Here is a 24,222-nt window from a genome sequence, read left to right on the forward strand (position 1 = left end):
AATAAAAAAACAAACCGCTTTGAGCGGTTCACATTCAAGCCACCACCTTTGGTGGTGGTAAATGACTGTCTGGCTTTGTCCTGTTACATTACAGTTTTTCTTCAAACATTCTTTCAATTGTCTGGCAAACAGAATCTTGTAATTCTGATTTAAAACGAACAAAATCTAGAGTATCTGTTTGTTTTCCTTTATTCTGTAAAAGCAATTCTGCAGGGCTTGTATGTAAAACCTCTGCAAGTTTTACCAAGGTCTTGTCACTTACCCAAGTTCTGCATCCTTCAATATCATTTATAGTTTGTGCGGAAAGTTCTGTTTCTTCTGCAAGTTTCTCCTGTGTAAAACCGCGTAATTTTCTTTTCTGTTTTATATTGAAGGATAAGTTTTTCCGTAGTTCTGTCTGATTCATATCTAAATTCTACGGTAAAAGTTATACTTTACAACTTGGTAATACCATATTATAATATAATTATTAGCAAGTGTATTTGATAATTATTATCAATGGAGATTTTATGAAGAAACTAAAATCAGTTTTTGTATTTTTAATATTCATAAGCTTTTTTTTTACTGCTTGTGTTGATTCGATGCAATCAGTTTCATATAAAGATGGGCAGTATATAATCACTTCTAGATTTACTATATCCAAAGATTTAATATCTACATTAGTTTCGCTTGGAGATTCAGATACAAATTCATTTGATGATTTAGATGATTTAGATGATTTAGATGATTTAGATGATTTTGCGGATGTGTTTGGTGACTTATTGGTCGAATCAATGAATTCTAAAAGTCAAAAATTAAATAAAGAAGTGAACGATTTATATAAAAGCCTGAAAGATTCTAATATGTTTCCTTCTAGTGGATATACATCTAAAGTTGATACAAATGCTGATGTTGGCATTCATTATGAAGCAAGTGTATATGCAAATTCGTATACAGCACAAGATTTTGGAGTTTATATTCCAAAGAAATATAAAAATGCATTAACATTGGAATTATCTGAAAATCTTACAAGTTCTTCAACAGATGAATTAGGAGAATTTGCTGGATTTTTAAGTGGAATGAAACATAGAATTTATATTGGAAAAACTATACTTCCATCTTTGACTAATGCTGCAATTACAAATTCTAATTATGTTGGAAAATCGCTTACTTTTTACGATGTCGGTGATATGTGGTGTATTGAGTTACCTTTTAGTTTTCTATCAGAAAAGGGATCTGGTTCTTATAAATATATAGTGATGTATTTCTAAAGGAATAATCTATGTTTCAAATAATTATTATTGTATTTTTAATCTGTATTATTGTTTATTTGATCTTTGAAAAAAAGGGAATAAAAAGTCATGAAATTAAGGAATTCATGAAAAAAAGTCTAACTAGAATAAAAAAAATACTCTTTGCCTTCTTAAAAAAATTTAAAGTTTATTATCTTTCCTTAAAAGAAAAATTAAAAACACAGATTGAGAAAATAAAACAAAAAAAAGCTGAATATAAATTAAAACGAGAGGAAGAAAAGAGAGAAAGAGAATCTTCTTTTCAACAAGACGCATATTTTGGGGAGGAATCAGTAAATTCTGTGAACAAAACGGATGGTAAAAAAACTACAGAAAGAGTGAAAGTCGTAAAGCGAGGAGGATTTTTTAATACATTACTCTGCTTGATCTTAATTGTTTGCGTTGGATTATTTGCCTATAAAAAGATTATGCTTGATTTTGATGGAAAATATGCTACAGATAGACTTACATACACCGATGAATATGGATTTTGTATGCTGATAACTTATTATCCTTCGTATCAAAAAGGTAATGCAAAAGGCTTCGCTATAACCCACATTCCATTTGGAGCTTTATTTACAGAAAAAGTACAGGCAAATAAATATGGTAACGATACTGCTGATTCAAAAGCAATGCTCGATGCATATCAACTACTTGCAATATGCGGAGATAATGATTTAGTAGACTCATTAACAAAATCACTTTCTGATTCTGGAATGAGTACAAAGAGTTTAGATATAGGAAATCGTGGTAAATATTTTATTCTTCATGCTAAAGATGGTTGGATATGAAAATCCATATTATTAGGAGTTATAGAAATGGGATGCGGAAGAGCAATTTTGTGTATAATTTTTCCACCATTAGCTGTGCTTGATAAAGGGTGTGGTGCAATATTACTAACATTGATTTTGACTTGTGCAGGTTGGATTCCTGGAGTAATAGCAGCTATTGTCTTTAATAGCAAGAAATAATCTCCCGACGAATAAAATCAATCAATTAACGACTTATCAAATTTATAGTATATTTTACCAATGCCATTAACTTAAGTACTATTTAAATCTTCTATTTTCCTGTAGAATTCCATAAGGGTGGAAAAAATATGGAAATCGGATTAATGATAATTTATATACTGTAAAAGTTTTTTGTCGGGAAGACCGTTATGATTCAACAGTAAACTTTGTAGATGAGTTCGTCGATCTTTACAAAAATGATGAAAATATTTTTTATCTTGAGTACGATGGAGATTATGTAAAAATTTCGCTGAACAAACAGGATAATGTAATAGGTGTGTATGTAATAATTACATCATCCATTGATAAACAGTTAAATGCAATAGCAAATGGTAAAAAAGCAGATTTATCTGGTCTTACCTGGCCACGCCACGCAGACGGCACTTGCGATTATGACGGCAGTAAAAAAAACAACAGCTTTACAAAATGTAGAATCATCTTCTTTTAAAGTTGCCCCAAACAAAATAATGAAGGTTGCAGAAAACTTAAAGCTTCGCTCAGGCGAAGCAACTTCAAACCGGGTGCTTGCAGTAATGGCAGCCAGCACAAAAGTCAAAATCCTTGAACTCGGCAAAGCAGAAACAATAGACGGCATCAGTTCCAGCTAGGTAAAGGTTGAAGTTCAGTCCGGTGCAAAAGATAAGGATGGAAAGGCAATTAAAGCCGGTACTGTCGGCTGGTGCTACGGCGGATATCTGGAGTAACGTACAGATAGAGTTTGACAAAACAAAGTTCTTAAATATTTACAGAATTAAAAACTTGCACAGACAGAGCAGAAATTGACGGATATATATGTTTTGAATTATTATTTAAACATGCAATTCCGTAGCGCGAATGGGAAAAAATGCTTGACATAAAATCAAAGAGAAACGAATTGCTTTCAAGGAATTCAGATTTACGGGAAGTTGCGGAAGGAAAGACAGAATTCAGACAATGGATTGTAGTAGAGTCGGCGTAATACAAAGAGGATTAGACAAACATGACCCAGCTAGAAAAAAAGACAGAAGAATTACTCAAACGGCATCCGAATCCTGAGGAGGCAGCAGGGGAGACAGATTTTCAGAACAGGAAGGATATGGGGAAATATCCGCCGACATACGGGATAGTGGCAGACAACAGGGATCCAGAGTGCCAGGGAAGAGTGAGGGTACAGCTGCCGCTTGCAGGAGGAACAATAAGCCCGTGGTATCAGACGGTGAATATGTGGAGAGGAAAAGGAGAGGGAGTGTGGTGGCTGCCAGAAATCGGAACGCAGGTGGTAGTGTGCTTTCCGTACGGAAACCGTATGCAGGGAGTAATACTCGGGTGCATTTATGATCAGAAGCATCGGCCTCCGGAGGGGACGGCAGCAAACAGAGGGGAAAACTATATATGGCAGACGAAGTCTCACCGGCTTGAATTAATAGACGAAGAAGGAAAGGAAGGGATCTGCATAGAAACAGCCAGAGGAAAAATCCGCTGCGTACTTAGCAAAGATAAAGGAATAGAAGTAGCGAATGAACTAGGCGAGGTAAAAATCAAATGCCGCAAGCTGACAATTGGAAGCGGAGGAAACATAGACATTGCATCAGAAAAAGGAACGAAATTAACATCTGAAGACGGCATGAACATAAAAACAAAAAAGAACGCAACGCTCACAAGCGATAAGGAAATCAAGGCAAAAGGGAAGAAAATAAAGATGAGCGGCTCCAAGGGAGTTACGGCGGAAGGAAAGCAAATCGCGGTGCAGGACGACAGGGTAGTCGGAATGGACACGCACATAATGGTCGTACCAGCCGGCAACACAACGACGACAGTGCCGCTGCCGCATCCGTTCATCGGGAAGCTGAAGGACGGACTTGCAAAAAACGCAAGCATCAATGACAAGCCCTGTGCCGTAAAGGACAGCGTGGCAAAGCATGATGACTCGATGCACATGCAGCTTCCGGGGACGATAAAGTTCCAGAACAGTCCGAAGAACGAAGGAAAGGTCACAGGAGGAACGAGCAGGAAGGTAAAGATAGAGGGAAAGGAGGCGGCGGTAATCGGGAGCACGGTGACGACGTGCAACGACATGGGGATGCGGAACAACTCGACGGTAATAGCAATGGGAGCGAGCATGCCGATGCCTGTAATCATAAATCCCAAGAATACGGAAGAATACGAACGGAAGCGGGAAGATGAAGAAAACAGGAAGCCCGGATTCTCAAGCGTGAAGTGGTCATCAGCAAGCACGGAAGAAGGCAGGGAAGTAGAGCTTACGGCAAACGTGCAGGATATAGCAGACGGGAACATGGTAACACTGCAGGTGTTCCGGGAGGGCAAGGGCCCTGAAGACAGCATTCCGCTGGCAAGGTTTCCGCTGACAGTGAAGGGAGGAAGCGTAAGCGCAAAGTGGAGCTACAGGGCAGAGCGGAGCGAGATGCCGCCGGAAAAAGATCCGAAATTCATCTTTAGGGCCCACAGTGCCTGGTGCAATTTTGAGAAGAGCAGCAACACGGTTGAGGTGAAACTGGTTCGTCCGGAGTTTCATCTCTGGCTGCGATATTTTCAGAGAACAGCATGCGTTGATGTATGCTGATTCTGTGGCAAAGGGCGTCTGCTTGTGCGGCGTCCTTTGTTTTTTTTTATGGGAGAGCTGTTTTTATAGCAAATAGCGATTCTAGTGGTATTTTCTTATTAGCCTGAAATTGAATTTCAGCCTATTTATCATCACAGCAATATTTTGTATTTTTCTTAAGCAGCTGTAAATAATGTTGAGTTTTACAGTGATGCTACACTGTTCTAAAATTCTGTATTTTATGTTTAAAAATCTTCTAAAAATATGCATTGTCCTCTTGAAAACTATTCTAAAATTCTGCAATAATTGGATATACTCAGAAGAAAATTTTATTCATTTCTTGAAGAATGGAAACTCTCAAAAAAAAACGAATGCCTTTTGGTAAAAGGAGCGCGTCAGATAGGAAAGTCCTTTATAATCCGGCGGTTCGGACTGGACAATTACAAAAATTTTATCGAAATCAATTTTGAGGAAAGACCTGAACTAAAACAAATTTTTGAAGAAAGCCTTGATGTTACCGAGCTGATTCGTAAAATTTCACTTTTTATAGAAAATGTTGAGTTCAAGCCAGGGGAAACATTGATTTTCTTTGACGAAATTCAGTCTTGTCCGCAGGCAAGAACTTCGCTTAAATTCTGGGCGGAGGACGGACGGTTTGACGTGATTGCAAGCGGCTCACTTCTTGGAATCAATTACAAGGAAGTGTCGTCTTTTCCTGTCGGCTATGAGAGGCAGGTGGAAATGCACTCTCTTGATTTTGAGGAATTTTTATGGGCGCGCGGAATTTCTGATGAAGTCATTTCGGATTTAAAAAAACATTTTGATGAAAATCTTCCTGTAGAAAAATCCGTAAACGACAAAATGGAAAGCCTTGTGCGCGAATTTATAGTAATTGGCGGAATGCCGGCTGTTGTAAATTCTTTTCTTGAAACAAATAATTACGGCGAAGTCCACAAAACTCAGATGATGATTCTGGATGCTTATCTTAACGACATTGCAAAGTACGCACCGACAAAAGACAAACCTAAGGCAAGAAACTGTTATCTTTCGATACCTCGGCAGCTTTCCAAGGAAAACACGAAATTTGTGTATGGTCTGGTAGAAAACGGCGGAACTGCGCGAAAATATGCAAACTCGCTTGACTGGTTAAGGGATTCAAACATCGTGCGCTACTGCTACAATGTTGTTCCTCCGAGTTTCCCGTTAGTGGCTTATGTACGGCAGGAACAGTTCAGGATTTATGCTAACGACATTGGGCTTTTGGTTGCAATGTACGGCTTTGAAATGAAGGCTGCAATTATAAACGATACGCTTACAGGAACTGTAAAAGGCGGCATTTACGAAAACCTGATTGCTGACTTTCTGCTCAAAAAAAACATTCTCCTGTTCTATTTTAAGCGCGACGATTCTAGCTCTGAAATTGAATTTCTTCTTGAAAAGGAAACATCTGTTGTTCCAGTTGAAGTAAAAAGTCACAAAGGCTCTACTTCTTCTCTGGATTCTATGCTCAAAAAAAATGAAGTGAAATTCGGCTATAAAATAATGAACTGCAATTTGGGAAAAAATGGAAAGAAAATAACGAGACCGCATTATATGGCAATGTTTTTGGGGGGGGGAATAAATGAAAAAAAAACTGTTTATCATCACGGCAATATTCTGCATTTTAGAAGCATCATTTTCCGAAGCGCCGGAACTCAGGAACATGATGCCGAACAGCTGGCGGAAGCTGACGAGGCTTTCCGAGAATGAGGAAAAAGAGTTTTTATCTCAACAACAAGTAACAGAAGACATTGCAAATTTCAAATCTTACAGCTGGAGCTCGACAGAATATACGGTAACAGAGAAACGGGTATATAAAGAAACGGAATTATCCCCTCATACGCAAATAAAAAATAATCGCATTTTTTGACATTTTTTTCAAAAACCTCTTGACTAATATAATATAACGTTGTATATTATATATATCAGACGGAGGTTGCTTATGAGTAAAAAACATAAGGGACGAGCAAAAAAAAGCAGTCTTAAAAAGACTGCTTCGGCAATACTAGAAGTAGTTAAACTTTTGGCAGAGTTGATACTTCTAGTAATTGAAATCCTAAACTTGCTTAAATAGCAAGCCGGTAGCAGGAGAAATCCTGCTGCCTTTTAGGATAGCCTTTTTCTAAACGGAGGTCAAGTATGATAACAGTTTTAAGAATCCTGCTTATAGTTCTTCTTTCTGTTTCTATTATCCTGAGAGTGATAAAACTTTTAAGAAAAAAGTAGGTGATAGAATGACTACAAAAGAAGTATCTGAAAAATACGGTGTCTGCATTGCAGCTGTTGCACGCTGGGCAAAAAATAACGGTGTTCAGCGTGGAAAGCCGGTCAATGGAATTATGCCGTTTGAATGGACGGAGGACGACTGCCGCCGCTTTGAGCAGAGGCAGGGCAAAGGATGGAAAAAAGGCGTTCCTAGAAAAACGGAATAGTTATTTTCCCGATTTGTGCCTGTTGCAGTCCTTGCACAACATCTGGCAGTTTTCGGCGGTTGTTTTTCCGCCGGAATGCCACGGTGTTATGTGGTCGCCTTCCATTTCGTCAATTTCAAAATGTTTTTCACATACCGCACAAATTCCGTTCTGCCGCTCGTATGCTTCCCTTTTCTGATTTGGTGTAAATGCCCGGATATTAAGGTGCTTTTCTTCACCGTCAAGGACATATTCATAAATGCCTTTTTTGTTTGTTACATCATCGTCCTGCATTAAAGCGGTGATTTTTTCTTCAACGGCTTTTGAATCAATGGCAGAATCTTTGAATTTGTTATAGAGAAATCCCCATTCAATGCCTTTCATTTCCTTGCGGTATTTCGGGAATGCAGTTTTTACCCAGCTGATTATGTTCTGAAAATAAAGCGTCAGTTCGTTTGCGTTCGGATCGTGCTGATGAAGTGCCATATACTGCTGAATCTGATTATCTGTTTTCCATTTCAAAATGGTTTCTAAATAATCCTGCCGGATTGCAGAGCCGTTAAGATAATCTTTTCCGATGTTGTATGCAGGGCAGTTTGTCTTGCTGAAAAATCGTTTCGCACTTGTCAGCCATTCGCCTGTATACATTGCGTTCAGCAGTTCCTGGTCAAACAGTTTTTCTCCTGCAATGTTGATTGTCTTGAACCATTCGATTTTTTCCTTGTCGTTTCCCTCGCAGATATAAACCATAAGTTTATAATTCAAGAATTCTTCTTTTTCTGTATCTGTAAGGTTGAAAAAATAGCGGAAATTAACAGGAAAGTTACATTTGAAATATTCACAAATGCTTATAGTTCTTTGCTGTCCGTCCATAAGTTCAAATGAATTGTCCCCGCTTTTTACCCAGTACATAACATTGAGCGGAAAGTTTTTCATTACTGTATCAATGACTTTATCCCGCTGTTCCGGCTTGTATACGAATTCTCTCTGATAAGGCGGACGGATGTTCAGCTTGCCGTTATATCCAACTACTCCTTCTTCATCGCTGTTTATATAATTCTCTACAAGGTCTTTAACTGAAATTTCGTGAAGTTCTATGTTCATTTTTTTCTCCGGATTAAAATTCTTACATATTTATTGCTGCCATTTATTTTAGGAAATCCAAAATCATAATCATTCCCGGAATCCGATTGCATTTTTCCAATAATTTCAAATTGTTCATCACAATGTTTTGCAAGATATGTTAAAGGTACTCCGATTATTTTATCTGTATCTTCGGGAATATCTTGAACTTTGCTACATTCAATAGCATCAAAGTTGTCAAATTTCGGATATTCCTCTTTGTCATATTTTTTGTATAAAATCAATGGAATGTGTCTTTGAGGAATATCAATATTTGTAAACCAGCAACAATTCCCCATTCTTCTATACTTCTGACCATTTTTATCTATCTTAAAATCAGTTTTCTTTTCTTCGTAATAATCGGGAACTTTAAACCAAAAATGTCCGCTATTTACTCCTAGCCAAAATTTATGTTCCATTAACAAAGGGAATGTTTCTGCCCAGGTAGCGTGATTTAAGTTACCAAGAATGATAAACTTTTTTCCACTTGAAATTAACATAGGCAAATATTCTTTCATTAAAGAGAAAGGCGGATTGGTTGCTACTATATCACATTCATTCAACAGTTTTACACATTCATCAGAGCGAAAATCGCCGTTCTGCAATAAAGTTTCTCTAGGAGGGTCTTTTTCCGTGTATTCTGTAATTACAAGTTTATAGGAAGGCTTGTCATTTTCGTAATGTGTTGTTATGAGTTTTTTTAATCCAAGATGTGCAAAATTGATTTTGAAATATTTATAGAAATTACTGTATTCGGGATCATCGCAGTTGCAAAATACAACTTTATTCTTGAAATGTTCTTTGTAATGCTTTAATTCTTCGTTTATTGTTTCAAATAAAGTGTAAAATTCATCTTGTTTTGCAATTCGTGAAGAATGAAGGTTCTTATTCCCCCCCCCGCAGTTTTATGTATAGAGGTTTCTATAACATCTTCCTTGATATTCATAATATAAAAATTTACTGTACAGTAAATTTTGTGTCAAGTATTACGCCGCAAATACTCCCTGCCTTAACAGTGCGTCAAATGAGCTTGAACCGTTATTCTGCCGGAAGCAGAATTCATTTACATATTCCTGCAAGTATTTTACAGAAACGTGATGATAAATTCCGAGAATTCCACGCTTCAGCAATGCCCAGAATGATTCAATTCCGTTTGTATGAAGTCCGTTGCCGAGGCTGTAAATGCTTTCTGAATGATTTACGCTGATTCTGTAGTAGTTGTTTTTATTTGTGTTTTTATGGTTCATAAAATTGTAGCCTGTAAAATCATCGGTCAGAACCGTTGCGTCTTTTTTGCATACGCTGTCAAGAATATTGAAAAGCTGCTTGCCTGTAAGTTTCTTTCCTTCTGCGTTCGGAAGTGCTACCCTTGCAAATACGTGGCTTGAGCTTCTTTCTTTTACGCCTACGACAGGAGTTTTTTTAGTTCCACGTCCACGCTTTAAAGGTTCTGTTTTGCCGTTCATTTTTCTAGGTTTGCCGCCGATATATGTTTCGTCAATTTCGACCATTGATTCAAATGCCTTTGTCATATCGGTGTTTCCCATTGCAGAGCGTATCTGTTTGAGCATTCTCCACGCTGTTTTATAAGTTACGCCGATTTCACGCTGTAACTGCAATCCGGAAATTCCTTTCTTTGAGTTCAAGAACAAGTGAACTGCATAAAACCATTTACGCAAATCTGTTGATGATTTTTCAAAGATTGTATTTTTGAAAATCGAAAAATGATTGTCGCAGTTTGCACAGATAAAAAGTTTTGGAGCGTCCTTGCGGCGGTATACTTTTGTGATTTTTCCGCAGTGAGGGCAGACAACCGTTTCTCCGTATCTTATGTTTATGAAGTAATCCATTACCGCTTCTTCTGTTGAAAACTTATTCATAAATTGAAAGAATGTCATTTTCTGCCTCCTGTTGTATATAATATATAACGTTATATATTATAAGTCAAGAGAAACGGTGCAGAAAATGTCAAAATATGATATTATTTATTGCGTATGAGGGGATAATTCCGTAAAGAAATTGCAAATAATGTTGAGTTTTACAGGGTTCTTGCATGCAATCAAAAAATGGCAGATTTTCTTGAGTCGACATATTGTGATAAAACAGTTGCAAATGAGGACTATAAAAATTTTAAATTACATAGGATACAGCAGACCGTATACGCAAAGCAGGAATCTAAAGAGATATATAAGATTGTAGCATTACAGTACAGGCACCATGGCATTGCAGAAGGCAATATGGAAACTGGCGGCTGCGAATATTTTGTGTTCAATGACCTGCTTATAAAAGAACTGAACAAAGATGAAATAGGCTTTTTTATAACAGAGGCAAGCATCGGTTATCAGATTACAAGCAAAGACCAGAAAATTATCTATAGTTATGCCAAAACAAAAAATCAAATGGAAGGCTTAAACAGCTGCGATTTTTTTAGGGCAGGCAACCGGGAAGATTTTTATAAGGTGTTCAGCGATTCAAATAGACGAATAAGGATAGACGCATCTGAGTATTTATTTGATTCCAGATGTCCGCTGAAATACAGCATCCAGAACGCCTTTGATGGCAACCCTGCGACAAGCTACGTAGAGAACACGGAAGATGATTTGTTTGACTTAGAAATTCAAGGATTAAAGGATTTTAATGTTATAGGATTAATGTTAATAAATGGATACGCTAAGAATACAAATTTATATCACGAAAATAATAGACTTGCTGATTATCAATATAATTCAAAAGAAAAAGAAAGAATAATAAATAATCTTAAGTTGAAAGACAATTGTCTTGATTATCAAGTTTTTGATTATTGTTTTCCAAATAATCCTCATACAATAACAAGTGGCATAACTAAAGTTTATCATGGAAGTAAATATAACGATACATGTTTAGCTGAAATTAATATTATTTGTAGAAATAATAGTTTTCTGTTTGGAGATATAAATGAGTAATAAAAGTGAAGAATTTTATAAACGAAATTTAGCCGTTCCTTTTTTTACTCAGCGAGACAATACCTATGTTTGGCAACAGAGAGAAAAAGATGATAGTGTATGGGTTGATAAAAATGGAAATGAAGGTCCAAAATACCCGATGGCCTGGAGAACCTGCAACATCACAAGTCTCTGCATGATATTACATTACTGGGGTCTGACAGAAGAAACCCCAAACCAGATGCTGGAAAAGGTGTTCTCTAAACCTAAAGAAGGTGAAAAAAAGAATGCAAAATGGGGTTGGTTATATGAAAAAAATGATGACAGTAAATATTTAGGAGCAAGAAGATGAAAAAGACAATTATTATGCTGTGCGCCGTAACCGTACTTGCAGTTTGCACATCGGTATTCGCGGAAGCGCCGGAGCTGAAACAAAAGCTCCCCACCGAATGGCGGCACATGGAGCGTATAGAGGCGGGCAGCCTGAAGGCGGACGGAGAGACCGATGCATTATACAAGTGGCTCAAGGATTCCTGTCGCAACCAATATCTTAAGAATGACAGTGCGGAAGGCTTGCTCTCATGCTCCGTGTTCTACAGGGAAAGCGTGGGAGCGGACGAATTCTATTGGCAGGTTGCTTGTCCAGAAACAAAATATCCTTTTCCGAACTTGCCGGCGGCAGTCATTGGGCTGTACTACAAGAAAGGTAATCATCTTGTTTTTTTTGGAGGATGCCTGTCTGACTTTTGTATTAGGGTTATCGCAACCTGTACGGAAGACCTGGGACTCCAATACAGGGCAGACACTTTTCAAATAATCAAGGGACGGAAAGGAGCGAAAGGCGTTGTTTTCTATGAACATTTTACAGGACTAAACGATGACATGACATTTAAGGCGATAATGAAGGGAGCTGTGTATGGAGGCTGTGAAGCAAGGTATTGTCTGCTCGACACCTGCATCACGAGTGACTTTAAGGCTAGCTATGAAAATGCGATTAGAATCAGATTCTCGGATTTCCTGTGGGATGAGAAAAATCCTCTTCATTATTCATTGCAGAACGCCTTTGACGGAAACCCCGCGACAAGTTACGTGGAGAACACGGAGGATGACTTGATGAAAATAGAATTCCAGCATATAGAAGAATACAATGTTACAGGTTTGGCAATTATAAATGGATATGCAGCTAGTGAAAAGCTTTACCTAAATAATAATAGAGTTGCTGATTTTCAATATAATTCAAACGGAAAAGAAGATTTCATACAAAAAATTACACTCGAAGACAGAAAAATGGGTTATCAAATTTTTTCAGATTGTTTTCCAAATCATCCATTTGCTATCGTGAGTGGAGTGAAAAAAATATATAATGGTGATAAATATTCAGATACCTGTATAGCAGAAATAAATTTACTGTGTAAATCAAACAGTTACTTATTTGGAGACTTGTATGGGAACTAATGAAAACAATGATAGTTTTTATAAGAGAAATTTAGCAGTTCCTTTTTTTACACAACGAGATAATACTTATGTCTGGCAACGAAAAGGAGAAAATGGATGCTGAAAAAAAGCGCATGCATCGCTGTAATTCTGCTTATTTTATCTTCCGCATTTTCTGCCAATGCTTTTGGAGCAGGAATTTTATATCCTAAAGTTGCATTTGACTTTTCGCAAATAAATGAGCCTCCTGTTTCTGCCAGGAAAAGGCTTGAAGCCGGAGAAAGGTTTCCGCAGGAATTGCAGTTTTTTATGGATGTTGAAGGCAATAACTTTAAATATGATATTGAAGTATATATATTTTCAAAAAAAGTACATACAAGGCTTTTGGTAAAAGATATTTCATATGTTTTTGAAGGAAAGAAAGGTTGTTTTCTGAAAAATGCGGAATTCATTCTGCCGGAAAATGTCTGCAGAATAGACGAAAAGCAAATTTTCCCCTGCTGGATTGCAAACGGGGAGTACTATTGGACAGCAGATATTTTTATGAAGCCGGTGCATAAATCATTACCCAAAGTGAATTTTGAAAAGATATTCAGAGGAAAAAAAGCCGGCGACAGTTTTACATTTAAAATGAGCTGCACATACAGTTTTGACGATGAGGAAGAAAGAACGCTTGAACTTGAATACAGGGTAAGGTGCAGCAAGGGAGAATGGGTTTCGCCGTTCATGGGATGGTAGCTGGTGAAAAAAGCGGCCGCTTATGGATTCAAAAAAATTTTCGTGCACACGATAAATAATGTCTTTGGATGTTCATTTGCATTGCAGTGTTTATAAAATTGAATCCGGCTGACATATTGACGTAAAATGTCAAAGTAGATAGACTTTAAGGAAGCCTCGGAAAAACTGAATTTTCGAGATGCTCTAAAAATGCCGATTCCATTTAAGGGAATTTTTATTTTTACAGGAGACTTCAGATGATTATTAAACCAATGATTCGCAGCAATATGTGTATCAATGCCCATCCGATTGGCTGCGCAAAGGAAACAGAGAATCAGATTAACTATGTTATAGCCCAGAAAGCCAGGCGTGGAGTAAAAACCCGCGCTGAAGGTGGAAATGCGCCTAAGACTGTTCTTGTTCTGGGATGCTCTACAGGCTACGGACTTGCAAGCAGAATTTCAGCGGCCTTTGAATATGGAGCCGACACAATCGGAGTTTCATTTGAAAAAGAGCCTACCCAGGTGAAGGGCGGAACTCCCGGCTGGTACAACAATATGGCGTTTGACAGGGCGGCTGAAAAATCCGGCCTTAAAACAAAAACTTTCAATGCGGATGCCTACAGCGATGAATGTCGCGCCGAGGTTATTGCGCAGCTCAAGGCATGGGGCGCAAAGGCTGACCTTGTTATATATTCATTGGCAAGCCCTGTCCGCACAGACCCGGACACAAAGGTGATGTACCGCTCTGTGATAAAGCCGATCAATCAGGTTTATTCAGGAGCTTCCCTCGATATGATGACAGGAAAAATCACACAGGCTTCAACCCAGCCGGCTGAAGGCGATGAGATTTCAAACACTGTAAAAGTAATGGGCGGCGAAGACTGGGAAAGATGGATTACACAGCTTCTTGCCGCTGATGTGCTTGCTGAAGGCTGCCGCACACTTGCATATTCATACATCGGGCCGTCACTTTCACATCCGATTTACCGCGACGGAACAATCGGCGAGGCAAAAAAGGATTTGGAAAAGAGAGCGCACAGCATTGACACAGCGCTCAAGTCATGCAACGGAGCCGCCTATGTCAGTGTCAACAAGGGGCTTATTACACGCTCTTCTTCTGTTATTCCGATTATCACACAGTATCTTGGTGTTCTGTTTAGAATTATGAAAAACCAGGGAACTCACGAAGGCTGCATTGAACAGATGGAGCGTCTGTTTGCCGAGCGGCTTTATACTGCGGACGGAAAAGTTCCTGTGGATTCAGAAAACAGAATCCGCATGGATGACTGGGAAATGGATCCGAAGGTTCAGGCTGAAGTCGACAAGGTCATGCCTTCTGTTACAGAGGAGAATGTAAACGAGCTTGTTGATCTTGCTGGAATCCGCCACGATTTCCTTATTATAAACGGTTTTGATGTTGAAGGTGTCGATTACGAAAAGGACATTTCCGACATGACAAAAATCGACTAGAGCGACTTTTAGCTTTTAGGCAGATAAATCATAAGGGCAGCTTGAAAAATGTTTTTCGAGCCGCCCTTTTTTTTGCAATGCAAACCGCAGTAGAAACAGCGCGGATTAAAACACCATGCAGGCTCCGGCTCCAATAGAATTTTTTCTTCTGTCGGTGTCTGTGGAAATATCGCCGTAGACTGTCGCCGTAAATCCCTTCATGATTTCAAAGTCAACACGGGGAATTATGTTTGCGTAAGTGTCTGTGTCCCCCTTGTATCTGCTGTCAAAAAATCTGATGGTGCTTTCGATGCCGGCTGAAAAATTTTCCGTGAAGGTGTATTTTACAGCAGGAATAACTGAAACAAAATTCAGGGTGCTTCCGTCGCTGTCAAGGTAATTTTCGTCCTTGAAGTGCTGGTAGCTTGCGATTCCCAAAAGCAGGTTTTCAATTCCTGTGTATTCAATGTTTTCAACAAGCACAATCTGCGCCGGAATCATTTTTGCAATTTCGGCTTTTCCCATTCTGCATTCGTTGCGGGTTTTCTGTGTCTGGTAAATCGCTTCTGTGGTGAATTTAAGTCCGTTGCTGAACTTTAAATTTGCGTTTGCATATCCTGCGCCTGCGCCTGCCACCGCTCCTCTCAGACTGAAAAAATCCTTTGTGAAATTTATTCCGCCGATAAATGCATTCTTTCCGAATTCCTTTGTGCCCTTGTCATATTCGTCCATGCGCGGATAAAGCTTGCTGCCGTTTGAATATGAATACAGATATTCCTGGACAACTGCGCCGCCGAGCTTCAAATTCGGAAGAAGCGAGTACACCGCGTAAACTCCGGTTTTCTTTGTGATAAAAGTGAACTGCTCGAATCCTGTTGAAGTGAAGAACATATCCTTGATTCTTCCGCCGGAAACAAAGAGCCTCTGATCCTGGAATTTTCCCCACGCGTTTGCATAGATAATCTGCTTGCTGCTGAATTCAATCTTGTCAAATTCCCCGGCATACTGAAAGCGCGCGCTTGCTCCGTACTTGTTTTCCTCGCCGATTATTTCGCCGTCAAGCCTTATGCGTGAAAGCTCGTCATCCCCGAAATAATCTCCGGGAAGCCATTTCTTAACGGAAAATGAATTTATGTCATCTCCGCTGTCGTCTTTTCCGCCGTCTATCGTTGCTGAAACCCCAGAGCGCACATGCCCTGAAAGTTTGAAATTCTGTGCGGAAACAAAAAATACCGAGAGCGCCAAAACGCCCAAAAGAAAATGTTTTTTCATGTTGCACCTCTGACTGTGTTGTCCTATGCTAATATTTTTGCCCCTGATGTGCAACTATACAGGCGAAAACAACTCTTCCAATATTTTTGCAACTTGTCTATAATAAAGGCGGAATTATTGTCTGCTCAAAAAAAAATTGCGAGGTGCTGCTGAGGTGAAAAAAACAAAATCTTCTGTTACTCAAAATGATGTTGCAAGAGAAGCCGGTGTAACACGGAGCATGGTAAGCTATGTTATCAGCGGAAATTCAGACCGCTCTGTTGCCCCTGAAACCCGGAAAAGAATTCTTGATGCAATCGAAAGGCTTGGCTACAGACCCAACAAGGCCGCGCAGGCTCTACAGCAGGGGGATATTGCTTTTGCTTCAAATAAAATAGGCGTTGTTCTTTGCACTTCGGAAATGTTTTTGCGTCCGTATTATGCGGAAATAATTTCAGGGATTCACCTTGAAGCCCATGAGCAGAATTGCCAGGTTAGCTTTATTCGTTTTTTTGAAGAATTGAAAAATCCGGTTTTGTTCAACACTCTGATTCACGAGGAGGAAATCGGCGGACTGATTCTTGTTGCCGTGGATCAGTGCATAAAAACAGATGAGGACAAAAAAATTGTTGAAAAAATCAAGGAGCGGCTTTCCCGAATTGTATGCGTTGAATTTCAGTATGAAGGGCTGAGCAGCGTTATGTTTGACAGGCAGGAAACCGCACGCCGAGCTGCTGAATATCTGATTGAGCGCGGATTTTCAAGCATCGGCTATATCGGCGAAAATGATGAGCGCGTTCACGGAGTTCAGCTTGCGCTGTCCGAGGGAAAACTTGAGGCCGGAAGGGAGAAGTTTTATCTTTTTGAAACTTTTGACATGAACGGCGGTTTCAGGGCTGTGGACTCTCTGTTTGCCAGCGGAAAAATGCCGCGCGCTGTTGTCTGCGGTTCGGATGAAGTTGCGATAGGAGTTCTCAGCGGCCTGAGCAAAAGAAAAATTTCTGTTCCGCAGGAAGTCGCCGTTATCAGCATGGACAACATAGAAATTTCAGAGTACACCTGTCCGCCGCTTACAACAATGAATGTGCAGAAAAAAGCAATGGGCGAACAGGCTGTAAAAATGATTGTCAGCGGAACTGCCGGGAAAGACGAGCAGGCAATGAGAATTATGCTTCCGTCTTCGATTGTTGTGCGCGAATCCTGTTAGCGTTTTCCATTGAAAAAACACAGCCGCAGTATTGCTGCCGGTAAAGAGAAAATTCTTTGCTCAATTCAAGGCTTCTTAAAAATCCGTTTTTCTTTTTGAAATCAGAAGGCAGCCATTTTGTTTTTTTGCTCTGGGCGCAAATTTCTTCTGCAAGCTGGTTTATTGCCTCTGCGTCCTTGAACGGACTTATTGAGAGCGTTGTGCAGAAATAGTCAAAATTATTTTTGCAGGCAAAGTCAAATGCGCGCTGAAGCCGGAACGCATAGCATCTTTTGCAGCGTTCTCCTTTTTCAGGCTCGTTGGCAATAGCAGGATTTTCCTTGAGCTTTATTGCCTTGTAGAATTCTTCAGGGATATAACAATCTTCCACAAGCTTTACGGAATTTTTTATTGCCGGGGGAAACACGCACAGAAAGTGTTTCAGCTCATCTCGTCTTCTGGTGTATTCATCTTCAGGGAAAATATTTGGATTGTAAAAATAAAGTGTTGTGTCAAAAAAAGATGAAATCAATTCCATTACATGAGAAGAGCAGGGGGCGCAGCAGGCATGAAGAAGAAGCGTTGGTCTTGCAGTGAGCGGCGCGTTTTCCTTTAGCTGTGCCAGATGTTTTTCAAGTTCTGCATAATAATTCATTAGAATACAAACTCCAGTCCGATGGTAAATAATTTAAAAAGCAGATGGCAAAGCTTGCTCATCGTTGAATAGTCCTTTGTAATTCCAGCGATACCGCCGCTGTCTTTTGTTGCTGAATAATAAAAAAACATACGCTTGCCCCTGTCCTTGTCATTTTTATATGCCTTTCATTTTCAGTTTTTTTTCAAAGGCGCGCACTGTGATTTCACTTGCTTTTTGATAAACTTCGCCGTCGGTGTGCATCCACAGCGGAATTGTTGTTCTGAATGTTGCGCTTGAAAATTCAGTTATGGTTACTCCGCTGAAAATTCCGTGCAGCCCCAGAAAAGCTGTTGGAAGCGCAAAAAGAATTCCCGGGAGCGTTTTGTTGTTTGCGATGCATAAATTTATTTTTCCGTCTGTGGGATTTGCTTTCGGGCAGAATTTGAATCCGCCGCCTTCGTAGCGGTGAATCATGGAAGTTGCAAAAAGAAATTTTGGAAATTCAATTTTTCTTCCGTCGTCAAATTCCGCAGTGCAGTCTGACTTGGGCGCGTGGATAAGCTGTTGCAGGGCGATTGCAAGGTATGTGCATTTTCCTAGTCCGACTTTGTTTAAATTTTTTTTGATGAATGAATGAGAGGATTTCTGGCAGACAGCGGCATCAAATCCAAGTCCGCAGCTTACAACAAATTTTCTGCTTTTTCCGTTTGAAATCACTTCGCCCAAATCCAGCTCTACGGGCGCAGAGTCTGAAAGAATTTTTTTTAGGCATTTTTTTGCGGAGCCTGAAATTTTCATGTCCCTTGCAAAATCATTGCTCGACCCGGTTGGAATGTATGCGACTGTGGTTGAATCAAAATCGCTGATTCCCTGCACTGCATCGTTGAGTGTTCCATCTCCGCCGATTATTACGATTGTGCATTTTTCATTGGCTGTGTTCATGGAGCTTATCTTTGCGCATATTCTTGTGACATCTCCGTGTTCCTGTGAAAATTCAACAGTGTACGGAATTTCCTTTGAAATCAAAACAGGCTCTATTTTTCTTTTCCACAGCCTGAGACCTTTTCCAGAACGTGAAACTGGATTTACTATAAAGTGCAACATTTTGATATAATATCATAAAAGAAAAAAAACGTCACCGGATTGTATTTTTCTCTTCGCTTTGATAAAATCAAACGCAATTACGTTGTGATGACTGTCGGTTGAATTCCACAACCTAACGAGCCTACGAACGCTCCTATCACTGCATTTCCAAGTAAGCAATCAAAATTTTTTTTAAGGACTCTTTATGAATAAGTATGTAAAACGCTACTTAATCGATGCGATGGGCGGAATGGCGCAGGGGCTTTTTGCTTCTCTCTTAATTGGAACGATTATCAGGACTTTGGGTCAGCAGCTTGTCAGGCTCGGCTCAAATCCTGTTTTTGAATTTCTTATTTCTGCGGGCGGCTTTGCGTGCGAGCCTCATGTTGTGGGCGCGGCGATGGCGGTTGGAATCGGATATGCAATGGGCGCATCTTCGCTTGTTCTGTTTACGCTTGTGGCTGTAGGTGCGGCTGCGAATATTTCAGGCGGCGCGGGCGGACCTCTGGCTGTTCTTGTGATTGCGGTTCTTTCCTGCGAATGTGGAATGTTCGTAAGCAGAAAAACAAAAGTTGATATTATTGTTACGCCGCTTGTTACAATTTCTGCCGGCGTGTTTTTTACTTTGATTTTTGCCGGGCATATCGGAAAGGCCGCTTATGCTTTTGGAAATCTCATTATGTGGGCGACTACTTTAAGGCCGTTCCTGATGGGAATTTTTATTTCTGTTATTGTTGGAATTCTCCTGACTCTTCCTGTAAGCTCGGCTGCTGTTTGCGCTGCGCTCGGACTTACGGGGCTTGCAGGAGGAGCCGCCGTTGCCGGATGCTGTGCCCAGATGGTGGGCTTTGCGGTGATGAGCTTCAGGGAAAATGGCTGGAGCGGAATTTTGTCACAGGGGCTTGGAACTTCAATGCTCCAGATGCCTAACATTGTAAAAAATCCGCGGATTTGGATTCCCCCGATTCTTGCTTCTGCAATCACAGGCCCGGTTGCAACCTGTCTGTTTAAAATGCAGATGAACGGTGCGGCTGTTTCAAGCGGAATGGGAACGTGCGGACTTGTAGGGCAGATTGGAGTTATAACCGGCTGGTTCGAGCCTTCCGAAAGCGCGGTTGCACACGGAGCTTTCGCAGTTTGTCCCGGCGCATTTGACTGGCTCGGGCTTGTCCTGATTTGCTTTGTTCTTCCCGGACTTTTTTCATGGCTTTTTTCTCTTCCTTTAAGGCGAATGGAATGGATAAAAAACGGGGATCTTAAGCTTCAGTGAAATTCGTGAATAAAGCGCTGTTTGATACGGGATTTTATTTGTCGATTAATCAGCGCTAAAATTTACTGCTGAGATGCCGATAAAAAGAACATGCGTATATTCTTTTTAAAATTGTGCATTTCAGCATTGTTTGTTTCTTGTTTTTCCGTAGCATTTTCACAGACAAATCCCTTGTACAGGCTTCCAGAAGAATACCTTGAAAGAACTTCTCCTGTAAGCTCAGAAGTGTTTCTGATTGGAACAGACACAGGGCTTTTTAAAATACTTCCGAGTGGAATTGCAGATCCTCTGTGGACAGAAGGAAAAGTTGAGCGCATTTTAAAGACTCCCGCAAAGTGGTTTTTTGTTACAGAAAAGGGAATTTTTTCTTCCGCTGATTTAAAGGAATTTACGCAGTGCAATACAGGGCTTCCTTCGCTTGTTGTAAAGCAGTTTGAAGGCGGCGAAAAAAAACTTGTCCAGAGAATTCCTCTTTTAAAGGACATCTGCGCAGATCCGTTCGATCCTGATATTCTTGTTACGGCTACAAAGGATGAAGTTTTCTTGACGAGAAACGGAGGCGCATCCTGGACTTCCATTGGTTCTGCGAGCCGTTATACTTCCGGCATGAAGGCTGTGGCTGTTTCGCACATGCCTGTTTATGGAAAAAGCAATGAGATTACAGGCACAGAGCTTGTTGTTTTTATGTCGCATCCGATTTATGGTCTGAGCTACTGCCGTGTGGATGAAAAAAATCCAAAGTGGGTTGACGTGAGCGCAGGATTTTCTGCAATGCCGAGCCTTACGCAGGTGGACGAAATTTCTGACATTCTTCCTGTCCTTTGCAGGGATTCGTACGGAAGTGTCTACACTGAAATTTATCTTTCGCAGTCTTTTATTCCCAACATTTATCGCTTTGACTGGAAGAGCAAAAAAGGTGTCAAAGTGTTTCAGGGTGAAAATCCCTGCGATGCGATTGACGGGCTTTTTCAAAACGGAAGCAGCCTTGTTTTTTCAACGCTTGGAAAAATTCTTTCGCTTTCTTTGTCTGAAAAAACTGTTTCAGAAATTCCGTCATTTGAAACGTGGCGCGAATTTCTTACTGCCGCCGGAGATACTGTAAATTCTGCTTATGTTCCAAGCCACATTTCCGGGCTGGATGCAAGCGTGATTTTAAACGAGCTGTGGCTTTTGAATCCCGACACAGTTCTTTCTCCGTGGGCCGCTTCTGCAAATAAAAAAAAGGCGGTCTATGCTTCAGTCTATCAGCTCAGAAATTCACAGGGAATAGAAAAGTACAAAAAAATTATTTCAGACAACAGGCTGAATTCTGTTGTGATTGACATGAAAGATGATTACGGACTTTTGCGCTTTGAGCCTGAGAGCGAGCTTTTAAAGCAGAAGGGAAAAGTTACGCAGTACAAAATTGATGTCAAGCAGGTTGTGGACGAATTCAAAAAAGACGGAGTTTATTTGATTGCGCGCATTGTTGTTTTTAAAGACAGAAATCTTGCTGCCTACAACAATGGAAAATATGCCGTCTGGAATTCAGCGACAAACAAGCCATGGGTTGGAATCCGCGGAACAGAATCCGCAAATGACGGTTCAGGGCAGGGAACAAAAACTGTTTACTATGACGAAAACTGGGTCGACCCCTACAGCGAGGAAGTTTGGGAGTACAATGTGGAAATTGCGCGCGAGCTGGTTTCGCGTGGGTTTGATGAAATTCAATTTGACTATATAAGATTTCCGACTGACGGAACAAATTTGAATTCCGCTGTTTACCGCTGGAAGGATAATGGAATGGTAAAGGAAGGCGCGCTTGTTTCATTTTTGTCCTACGCGCGGAAAAATATAAATGCTCCGATTGGAATTGATATTTACGGCGCAAACGGATGGTACAGAAGCGGAACAAGAACCGGCCAGGATGTTGAGCTTATGAGCGAGTATGTGGATGTTGTGTGCCCGATGTTTTATCCTTCGCATTTTGAGCAGGACTTTCTTGAATATCCTCCGAATGAAGAAAGGGCTTACCGGATTTATTTTTACGGCTCGTTCAGGAATACAGTGATTGGAAGAAACAGAATCATCGTGCGCCCATGGGTTCAGGCATTTTATATGGGTGTGCGGCATGACAAAAAATACTATGACAAGAATTATGTTCTGCGCGAAATTTTCGGTGTGCGCGACGGACTTGACAGAGGCTATATGCACTGGAATAATTCCGGCGGATATTATGAGGACATAAGCCCGGATCCGCTGGACACTGAAATTTCTCCGTGGCATGCAAACGAATGTGACTTGCAGAAGCGCATTCCTGCTTTCAGCAAGGGTGAAAAAAAATTTGATTTGAATATTGAAAATTTAAACCGCGAAAAGGAAATTGATATGATTTCAATCTGGAATTCTGTAATGGAGCGCGAAATTGAATATGAGGGCGGAGCTTCAGCTTCAGGAAATTTCCTGCACGTAAAACCGGGATTTGGCGGAAGAAGATGAACAGGTATACTCCAGAAGAGCCGATTGCTGCTATTGCAACTGCGCTTGTTCCCTCCGCAATTGGAATTGTCCGGGCAAGCGGAAAAAACTGCATTGAGCTTGCGTGTGGAATTTTTTCAAGAAAAGAAAAGCTTTTGCATGCGCCGGGAAATACTCTTGTGCACGGCTGGATTGAAAATCCCCGGCTGGATTCAGGCTGCAAAAAAATCGACGAAGTTGTAATCGGTGTTTATAAAGCTCCTAAATCTTTTACCGGCGAAGACATGATTGAAATTTTTTGTCACGGCGGTGTGAATGTTGTCACTTCGGTTTTTTCGCTTCTTCTTGAAAACGGATTCAGAAAAGCGGAGCGCGGAGAATTTACATTCAGGGCTTATATAAACGGCAAGCTTGATCTTACAAGGGCAGAGGCTGTAAAGGAAATAATTGACAGCCGCACAAATATTTCAAGGACTCATGCAGCAGAACGGCTGAGCGGAAATCTTCTTGAGCAGATTGATTCAATCAAAAAAATGATTCTTGACACAATCGGAAATATAGAAGTTGAAATTGAATACCCGGAGGACGAAGAAAATATTTCAGGCTCGTTCGATTCTTCGCTTTTGGAAGCCGCCCGAAAAAAACTGTCGGACTTGGAAGCTTCGTGGAAGGCTGAAAAACTTTATCAGGATGGAGCAAAAATTGTTCTGTGCGGAAAAACAAATGCCGGAAAATCAAGCCTGTTCAATTCGCTTTTAAAAGAAGAGCGTTCTATTGTAAGCAGCATTGAGGGAACAACTCGCGACTGGATTGAGTGCTGGAGCGACTTTGCAGGAATTCCAGTCCGGCTTTTTGACACAGCAGGTCTTAGAAAAACAGATGATGCGATTGAAGAGCGCGGCGTGGAGCTTGCAAAAAATTTAAGCGGAGATTCCGATATCATTTTGTACCTGGTGGATAGCTCCAGTGGAATTTCTGAAGACGACATGGAATTTATGAAAAGTCAGTCTGTTCCTGTTTTGCTGGTTTTAAATAAATCTGATGTCTGTGATTTTAATCTGAATGGAACAGAAAAAGTCTGGAATGATTCTGTAAAAATTTCGGCAAGGCACAGCAGCGGAATAGAAGAGCTTGTTTTAAAAGTAAAGGACATTCTGCTCAACGGTGAAGTTTCATCCAGAGAGCAGTGCGGACTTGGCTCTGCGCGCCAGAAAAAATCTGTTCAGGAAGCTTTGGAGCGGATTGAGCATGCCCTTGAGATTTCCAGGAATTCCAGTTACGGGCTTGATGCTGTTGTTCAGGATCTGGAGGATTCTCTTGAAAGCCTTGGAGAGGTTGCAGGAGAAGTTACGCCGGATGATGTTCTTGAAAATATTTTCAGCCGCTTTTGCGTTGGCAAATGACAATGCATATTTTTTCAGCT

Annotated in this window: 23 protein-coding genes and 1 pseudogene; 16 read left to right on the top strand and 8 right to left on the bottom strand. The window is 40.3% G+C overall.

What is annotated here, in order from left to right; all coding sequences use genetic code 11:
- Window positions 1-88: 88 nt before the first annotated feature.
- Window positions 89-406 (bottom strand): helix-turn-helix domain-containing protein, encoded by a 318-nt coding sequence (locus ACI4L0_RS04305; RefSeq protein ID WP_439798935.1) that lies wholly within the window; start codon window positions 404-406, stop codon window positions 89-91.
- Window positions 407-509: 103 nt separating this feature from the next.
- Here ACI4L0_RS04305 and ACI4L0_RS04310 point away from each other — a divergent pair, with 103 nt between their 5' ends.
- The 7 genes from ACI4L0_RS04310 to ACI4L0_RS04340 all read left to right on the top strand — a co-directional run bounded on the left by ACI4L0_RS04310 (window position 510) and on the right by ACI4L0_RS04340 (window position 7,291).
- Entirely contained in the window at window positions 510-1,250 is a 741-nt protein-coding gene (locus ACI4L0_RS04310) for a hypothetical protein (RefSeq protein WP_439798936.1), read from the top strand.
- Between the two features lie 11 nt (window positions 1,251-1,261).
- Window positions 1,262-2,062, top strand: a complete 801-nt coding sequence (locus tag ACI4L0_RS04315; protein WP_439798937.1) for a hypothetical protein — start codon at window positions 1,262-1,264, stop codon at window positions 2,060-2,062.
- Window positions 2,063-2,089: 27 nt separating this feature from the next.
- Complete coding sequence (locus ACI4L0_RS04320; protein ID WP_439798938.1) at window positions 2,090-2,242, top strand: YqaE/Pmp3 family membrane protein; 153 nt, start codon at window positions 2,090-2,092, stop codon at window positions 2,240-2,242.
- Window positions 2,243-2,610: 368 nt separating this feature from the next.
- A complete protein-coding gene (locus tag ACI4L0_RS04325; RefSeq protein WP_439798939.1) occupies window positions 2,611-2,889 on the top strand; it encodes a hypothetical protein in 279 nt (92 codons plus the stop codon).
- A 371-nt stretch (window positions 2,890-3,260) separates the two neighbouring features.
- Window positions 3,261-4,841 carry a phage baseplate assembly protein V gene (locus ACI4L0_RS04330; RefSeq protein WP_439798940.1) on the top strand — a complete coding sequence of 527 codons (1,581 nt, stop codon included), beginning with the start codon at window positions 3,261-3,263 and terminating at the stop codon, window positions 4,839-4,841.
- A 285-nt stretch (window positions 4,842-5,126) separates the two neighbouring features.
- Window positions 5,127-6,569 (top strand): ATP-binding protein, encoded by a 1,443-nt coding sequence (locus ACI4L0_RS04335; RefSeq protein ID WP_439798941.1) that lies wholly within the window; start codon window positions 5,127-5,129, stop codon window positions 6,567-6,569.
- Window positions 6,570-7,093: 524 nt separating this feature from the next.
- Window positions 7,094-7,291 (top strand): DNA-binding protein, encoded by a 198-nt coding sequence (locus ACI4L0_RS04340; RefSeq protein WP_439798942.1) that lies wholly within the window; start codon window positions 7,094-7,096, stop codon window positions 7,289-7,291.
- Here ACI4L0_RS04340 and ACI4L0_RS04345 read toward each other — a convergent pair whose 3' ends face one another.
- From ACI4L0_RS04345 to ACI4L0_RS04355, 3 genes and pseudogenes are all read right to left on the bottom strand, one after another.
- Window positions 7,292-8,374 carry an HNH endonuclease family protein gene (locus tag ACI4L0_RS04345; protein WP_439798943.1) on the bottom strand — a complete coding sequence of 361 codons (1,083 nt, stop codon included), beginning with the start codon at window positions 8,372-8,374 and terminating at the stop codon, window positions 7,292-7,294.
- Window positions 8,371-9,264: pseudogene (locus tag ACI4L0_RS04350) on the bottom strand (adenine-specific methyltransferase EcoRI family protein); the annotation flags it as partial. The gene ACI4L0_RS04345 and the pseudogene ACI4L0_RS04350, both read right to left, overlap by 4 nt.
- A 114-nt stretch (window positions 9,265-9,378) precedes the next feature.
- On the bottom strand, window positions 9,379-10,290 hold the full coding sequence (locus ACI4L0_RS04355; protein ID WP_439798944.1) for an IS1595 family transposase: 912 nt from the start codon (window positions 10,288-10,290) through the stop codon (window positions 9,379-9,381).
- Window positions 10,291-10,458: 168 nt separating this feature from the next.
- Here ACI4L0_RS04355 and ACI4L0_RS04360 point away from each other — a divergent pair, with 168 nt between their 5' ends.
- From ACI4L0_RS04360 to fabV, 5 genes are all read left to right on the top strand, one after another.
- The gene (locus tag ACI4L0_RS04360; protein ID WP_439798945.1) at window positions 10,459-11,334 is read left to right on the top strand and encodes an NADase-type glycan-binding domain-containing protein; all 876 of its coding nucleotides are present in this window, start codon (window positions 10,459-10,461) and stop codon (window positions 11,332-11,334) included.
- The gene (locus ACI4L0_RS04365; RefSeq protein WP_439798946.1) at window positions 11,327-11,665 is read left to right on the top strand and encodes a C39 family peptidase; all 339 of its coding nucleotides are present in this window, start codon (window positions 11,327-11,329) and stop codon (window positions 11,663-11,665) included. Before ACI4L0_RS04360 ends, ACI4L0_RS04365 begins: the two co-directional genes overlap by 8 nt.
- Window positions 11,662-12,768, top strand: coding sequence for an NADase-type glycan-binding domain-containing protein (locus tag ACI4L0_RS04370; protein WP_439798947.1), 1,107 nt, complete (start codon window positions 11,662-11,664; stop codon window positions 12,766-12,768). The genes ACI4L0_RS04365 and ACI4L0_RS04370 overlap by 4 nt, the downstream gene beginning before the upstream one ends.
- 96 nt (window positions 12,769-12,864) lie before the next feature.
- The gene (locus tag ACI4L0_RS04375; protein WP_439798948.1) at window positions 12,865-13,485 is read left to right on the top strand and encodes a hypothetical protein; all 621 of its coding nucleotides are present in this window, start codon (window positions 12,865-12,867) and stop codon (window positions 13,483-13,485) included.
- A gap of 236 nt (window positions 13,486-13,721) precedes the next feature.
- Window positions 13,722-14,936: an enoyl-ACP reductase FabV gene (gene fabV / locus ACI4L0_RS04380; RefSeq protein WP_439798949.1), complete on the top strand. Its 1,215-nt coding sequence runs from the start codon at window positions 13,722-13,724 to the stop codon at window positions 14,934-14,936.
- A 105-nt stretch (window positions 14,937-15,041) separates the two neighbouring features.
- Here the strand turns inward: fabV and ACI4L0_RS04385 are convergent, their stop codons facing one another.
- Entirely contained in the window at window positions 15,042-16,187 is a 1,146-nt protein-coding gene (locus ACI4L0_RS04385; protein ID WP_439798950.1) for a hypothetical protein, read from the bottom strand.
- A gap of 154 nt (window positions 16,188-16,341) precedes the next feature.
- On the opposite strand from ACI4L0_RS04385, the gene ACI4L0_RS04390 reads away from it, so the two are divergent.
- Window positions 16,342-17,373 (top strand): LacI family DNA-binding transcriptional regulator, encoded by a 1,032-nt coding sequence (locus ACI4L0_RS04390; RefSeq protein ID WP_439798951.1) that lies wholly within the window; start codon window positions 16,342-16,344, stop codon window positions 17,371-17,373.
- Here ACI4L0_RS04390 and ACI4L0_RS04395 read toward each other — a convergent pair.
- Genes ACI4L0_RS04395 through ACI4L0_RS04405 form a run of 3 tightly spaced genes read right to left on the bottom strand, consistent with a single transcriptional unit; the run spans window position 17,333 to window position 19,093 of the window.
- Complete coding sequence (locus tag ACI4L0_RS04395) at window positions 17,333-18,007, bottom strand: epoxyqueuosine reductase QueH (RefSeq protein ID WP_439798952.1); 675 nt, start codon at window positions 18,005-18,007, stop codon at window positions 17,333-17,335. The two genes, ACI4L0_RS04390 and ACI4L0_RS04395, sit on opposite strands and share 41 nt — an antisense overlap.
- Entirely contained in the window at window positions 18,007-18,138 is a 132-nt protein-coding gene (locus tag ACI4L0_RS04400; RefSeq protein ID WP_439798953.1) for a hypothetical protein, read from the bottom strand. Before ACI4L0_RS04400 ends, ACI4L0_RS04395 begins: the two co-directional genes overlap by 1 nt.
- Before the next feature lie 25 nt (window positions 18,139-18,163).
- A complete protein-coding gene (locus ACI4L0_RS04405) occupies window positions 18,164-19,093 on the bottom strand; it encodes a diacylglycerol/lipid kinase family protein (RefSeq protein WP_439798954.1) in 930 nt (309 codons plus the stop codon).
- Between the two features lie 184 nt (window positions 19,094-19,277).
- Between ACI4L0_RS04405 and ACI4L0_RS04410 the strand changes: the two genes are divergently transcribed.
- From ACI4L0_RS04410 to mnmE, 3 genes are all read left to right on the top strand, one after another.
- Window positions 19,278-20,342 (top strand): PTS transporter subunit IIC, encoded by a 1,065-nt coding sequence (locus ACI4L0_RS04410; RefSeq protein ID WP_439798955.1) that lies wholly within the window; start codon window positions 19,278-19,280, stop codon window positions 20,340-20,342.
- Window positions 20,343-20,513: 171 nt separating this feature from the next.
- The gene (locus ACI4L0_RS04415; RefSeq protein WP_439798956.1) at window positions 20,514-22,820 is read left to right on the top strand and encodes a putative glycoside hydrolase; all 2,307 of its coding nucleotides are present in this window, start codon (window positions 20,514-20,516) and stop codon (window positions 22,818-22,820) included.
- Window positions 22,817-24,202 (top strand): tRNA uridine-5-carboxymethylaminomethyl(34) synthesis GTPase MnmE, encoded by a 1,386-nt coding sequence (gene mnmE / locus ACI4L0_RS04420; protein WP_439798957.1) that lies wholly within the window; start codon window positions 22,817-22,819, stop codon window positions 24,200-24,202. The genes ACI4L0_RS04415 and mnmE overlap by 4 nt, the downstream gene beginning before the upstream one ends.
- The last annotated feature ends 20 nt before the right edge of the window (window positions 24,203-24,222 follow it).

It is taken from the genome of Treponema sp. (genome assembly GCF_051883275.1).
In the GTDB taxonomy this organism is placed as follows: Bacteria; Spirochaetota; Spirochaetia; order Treponematales; family Treponemataceae; genus Treponema_D.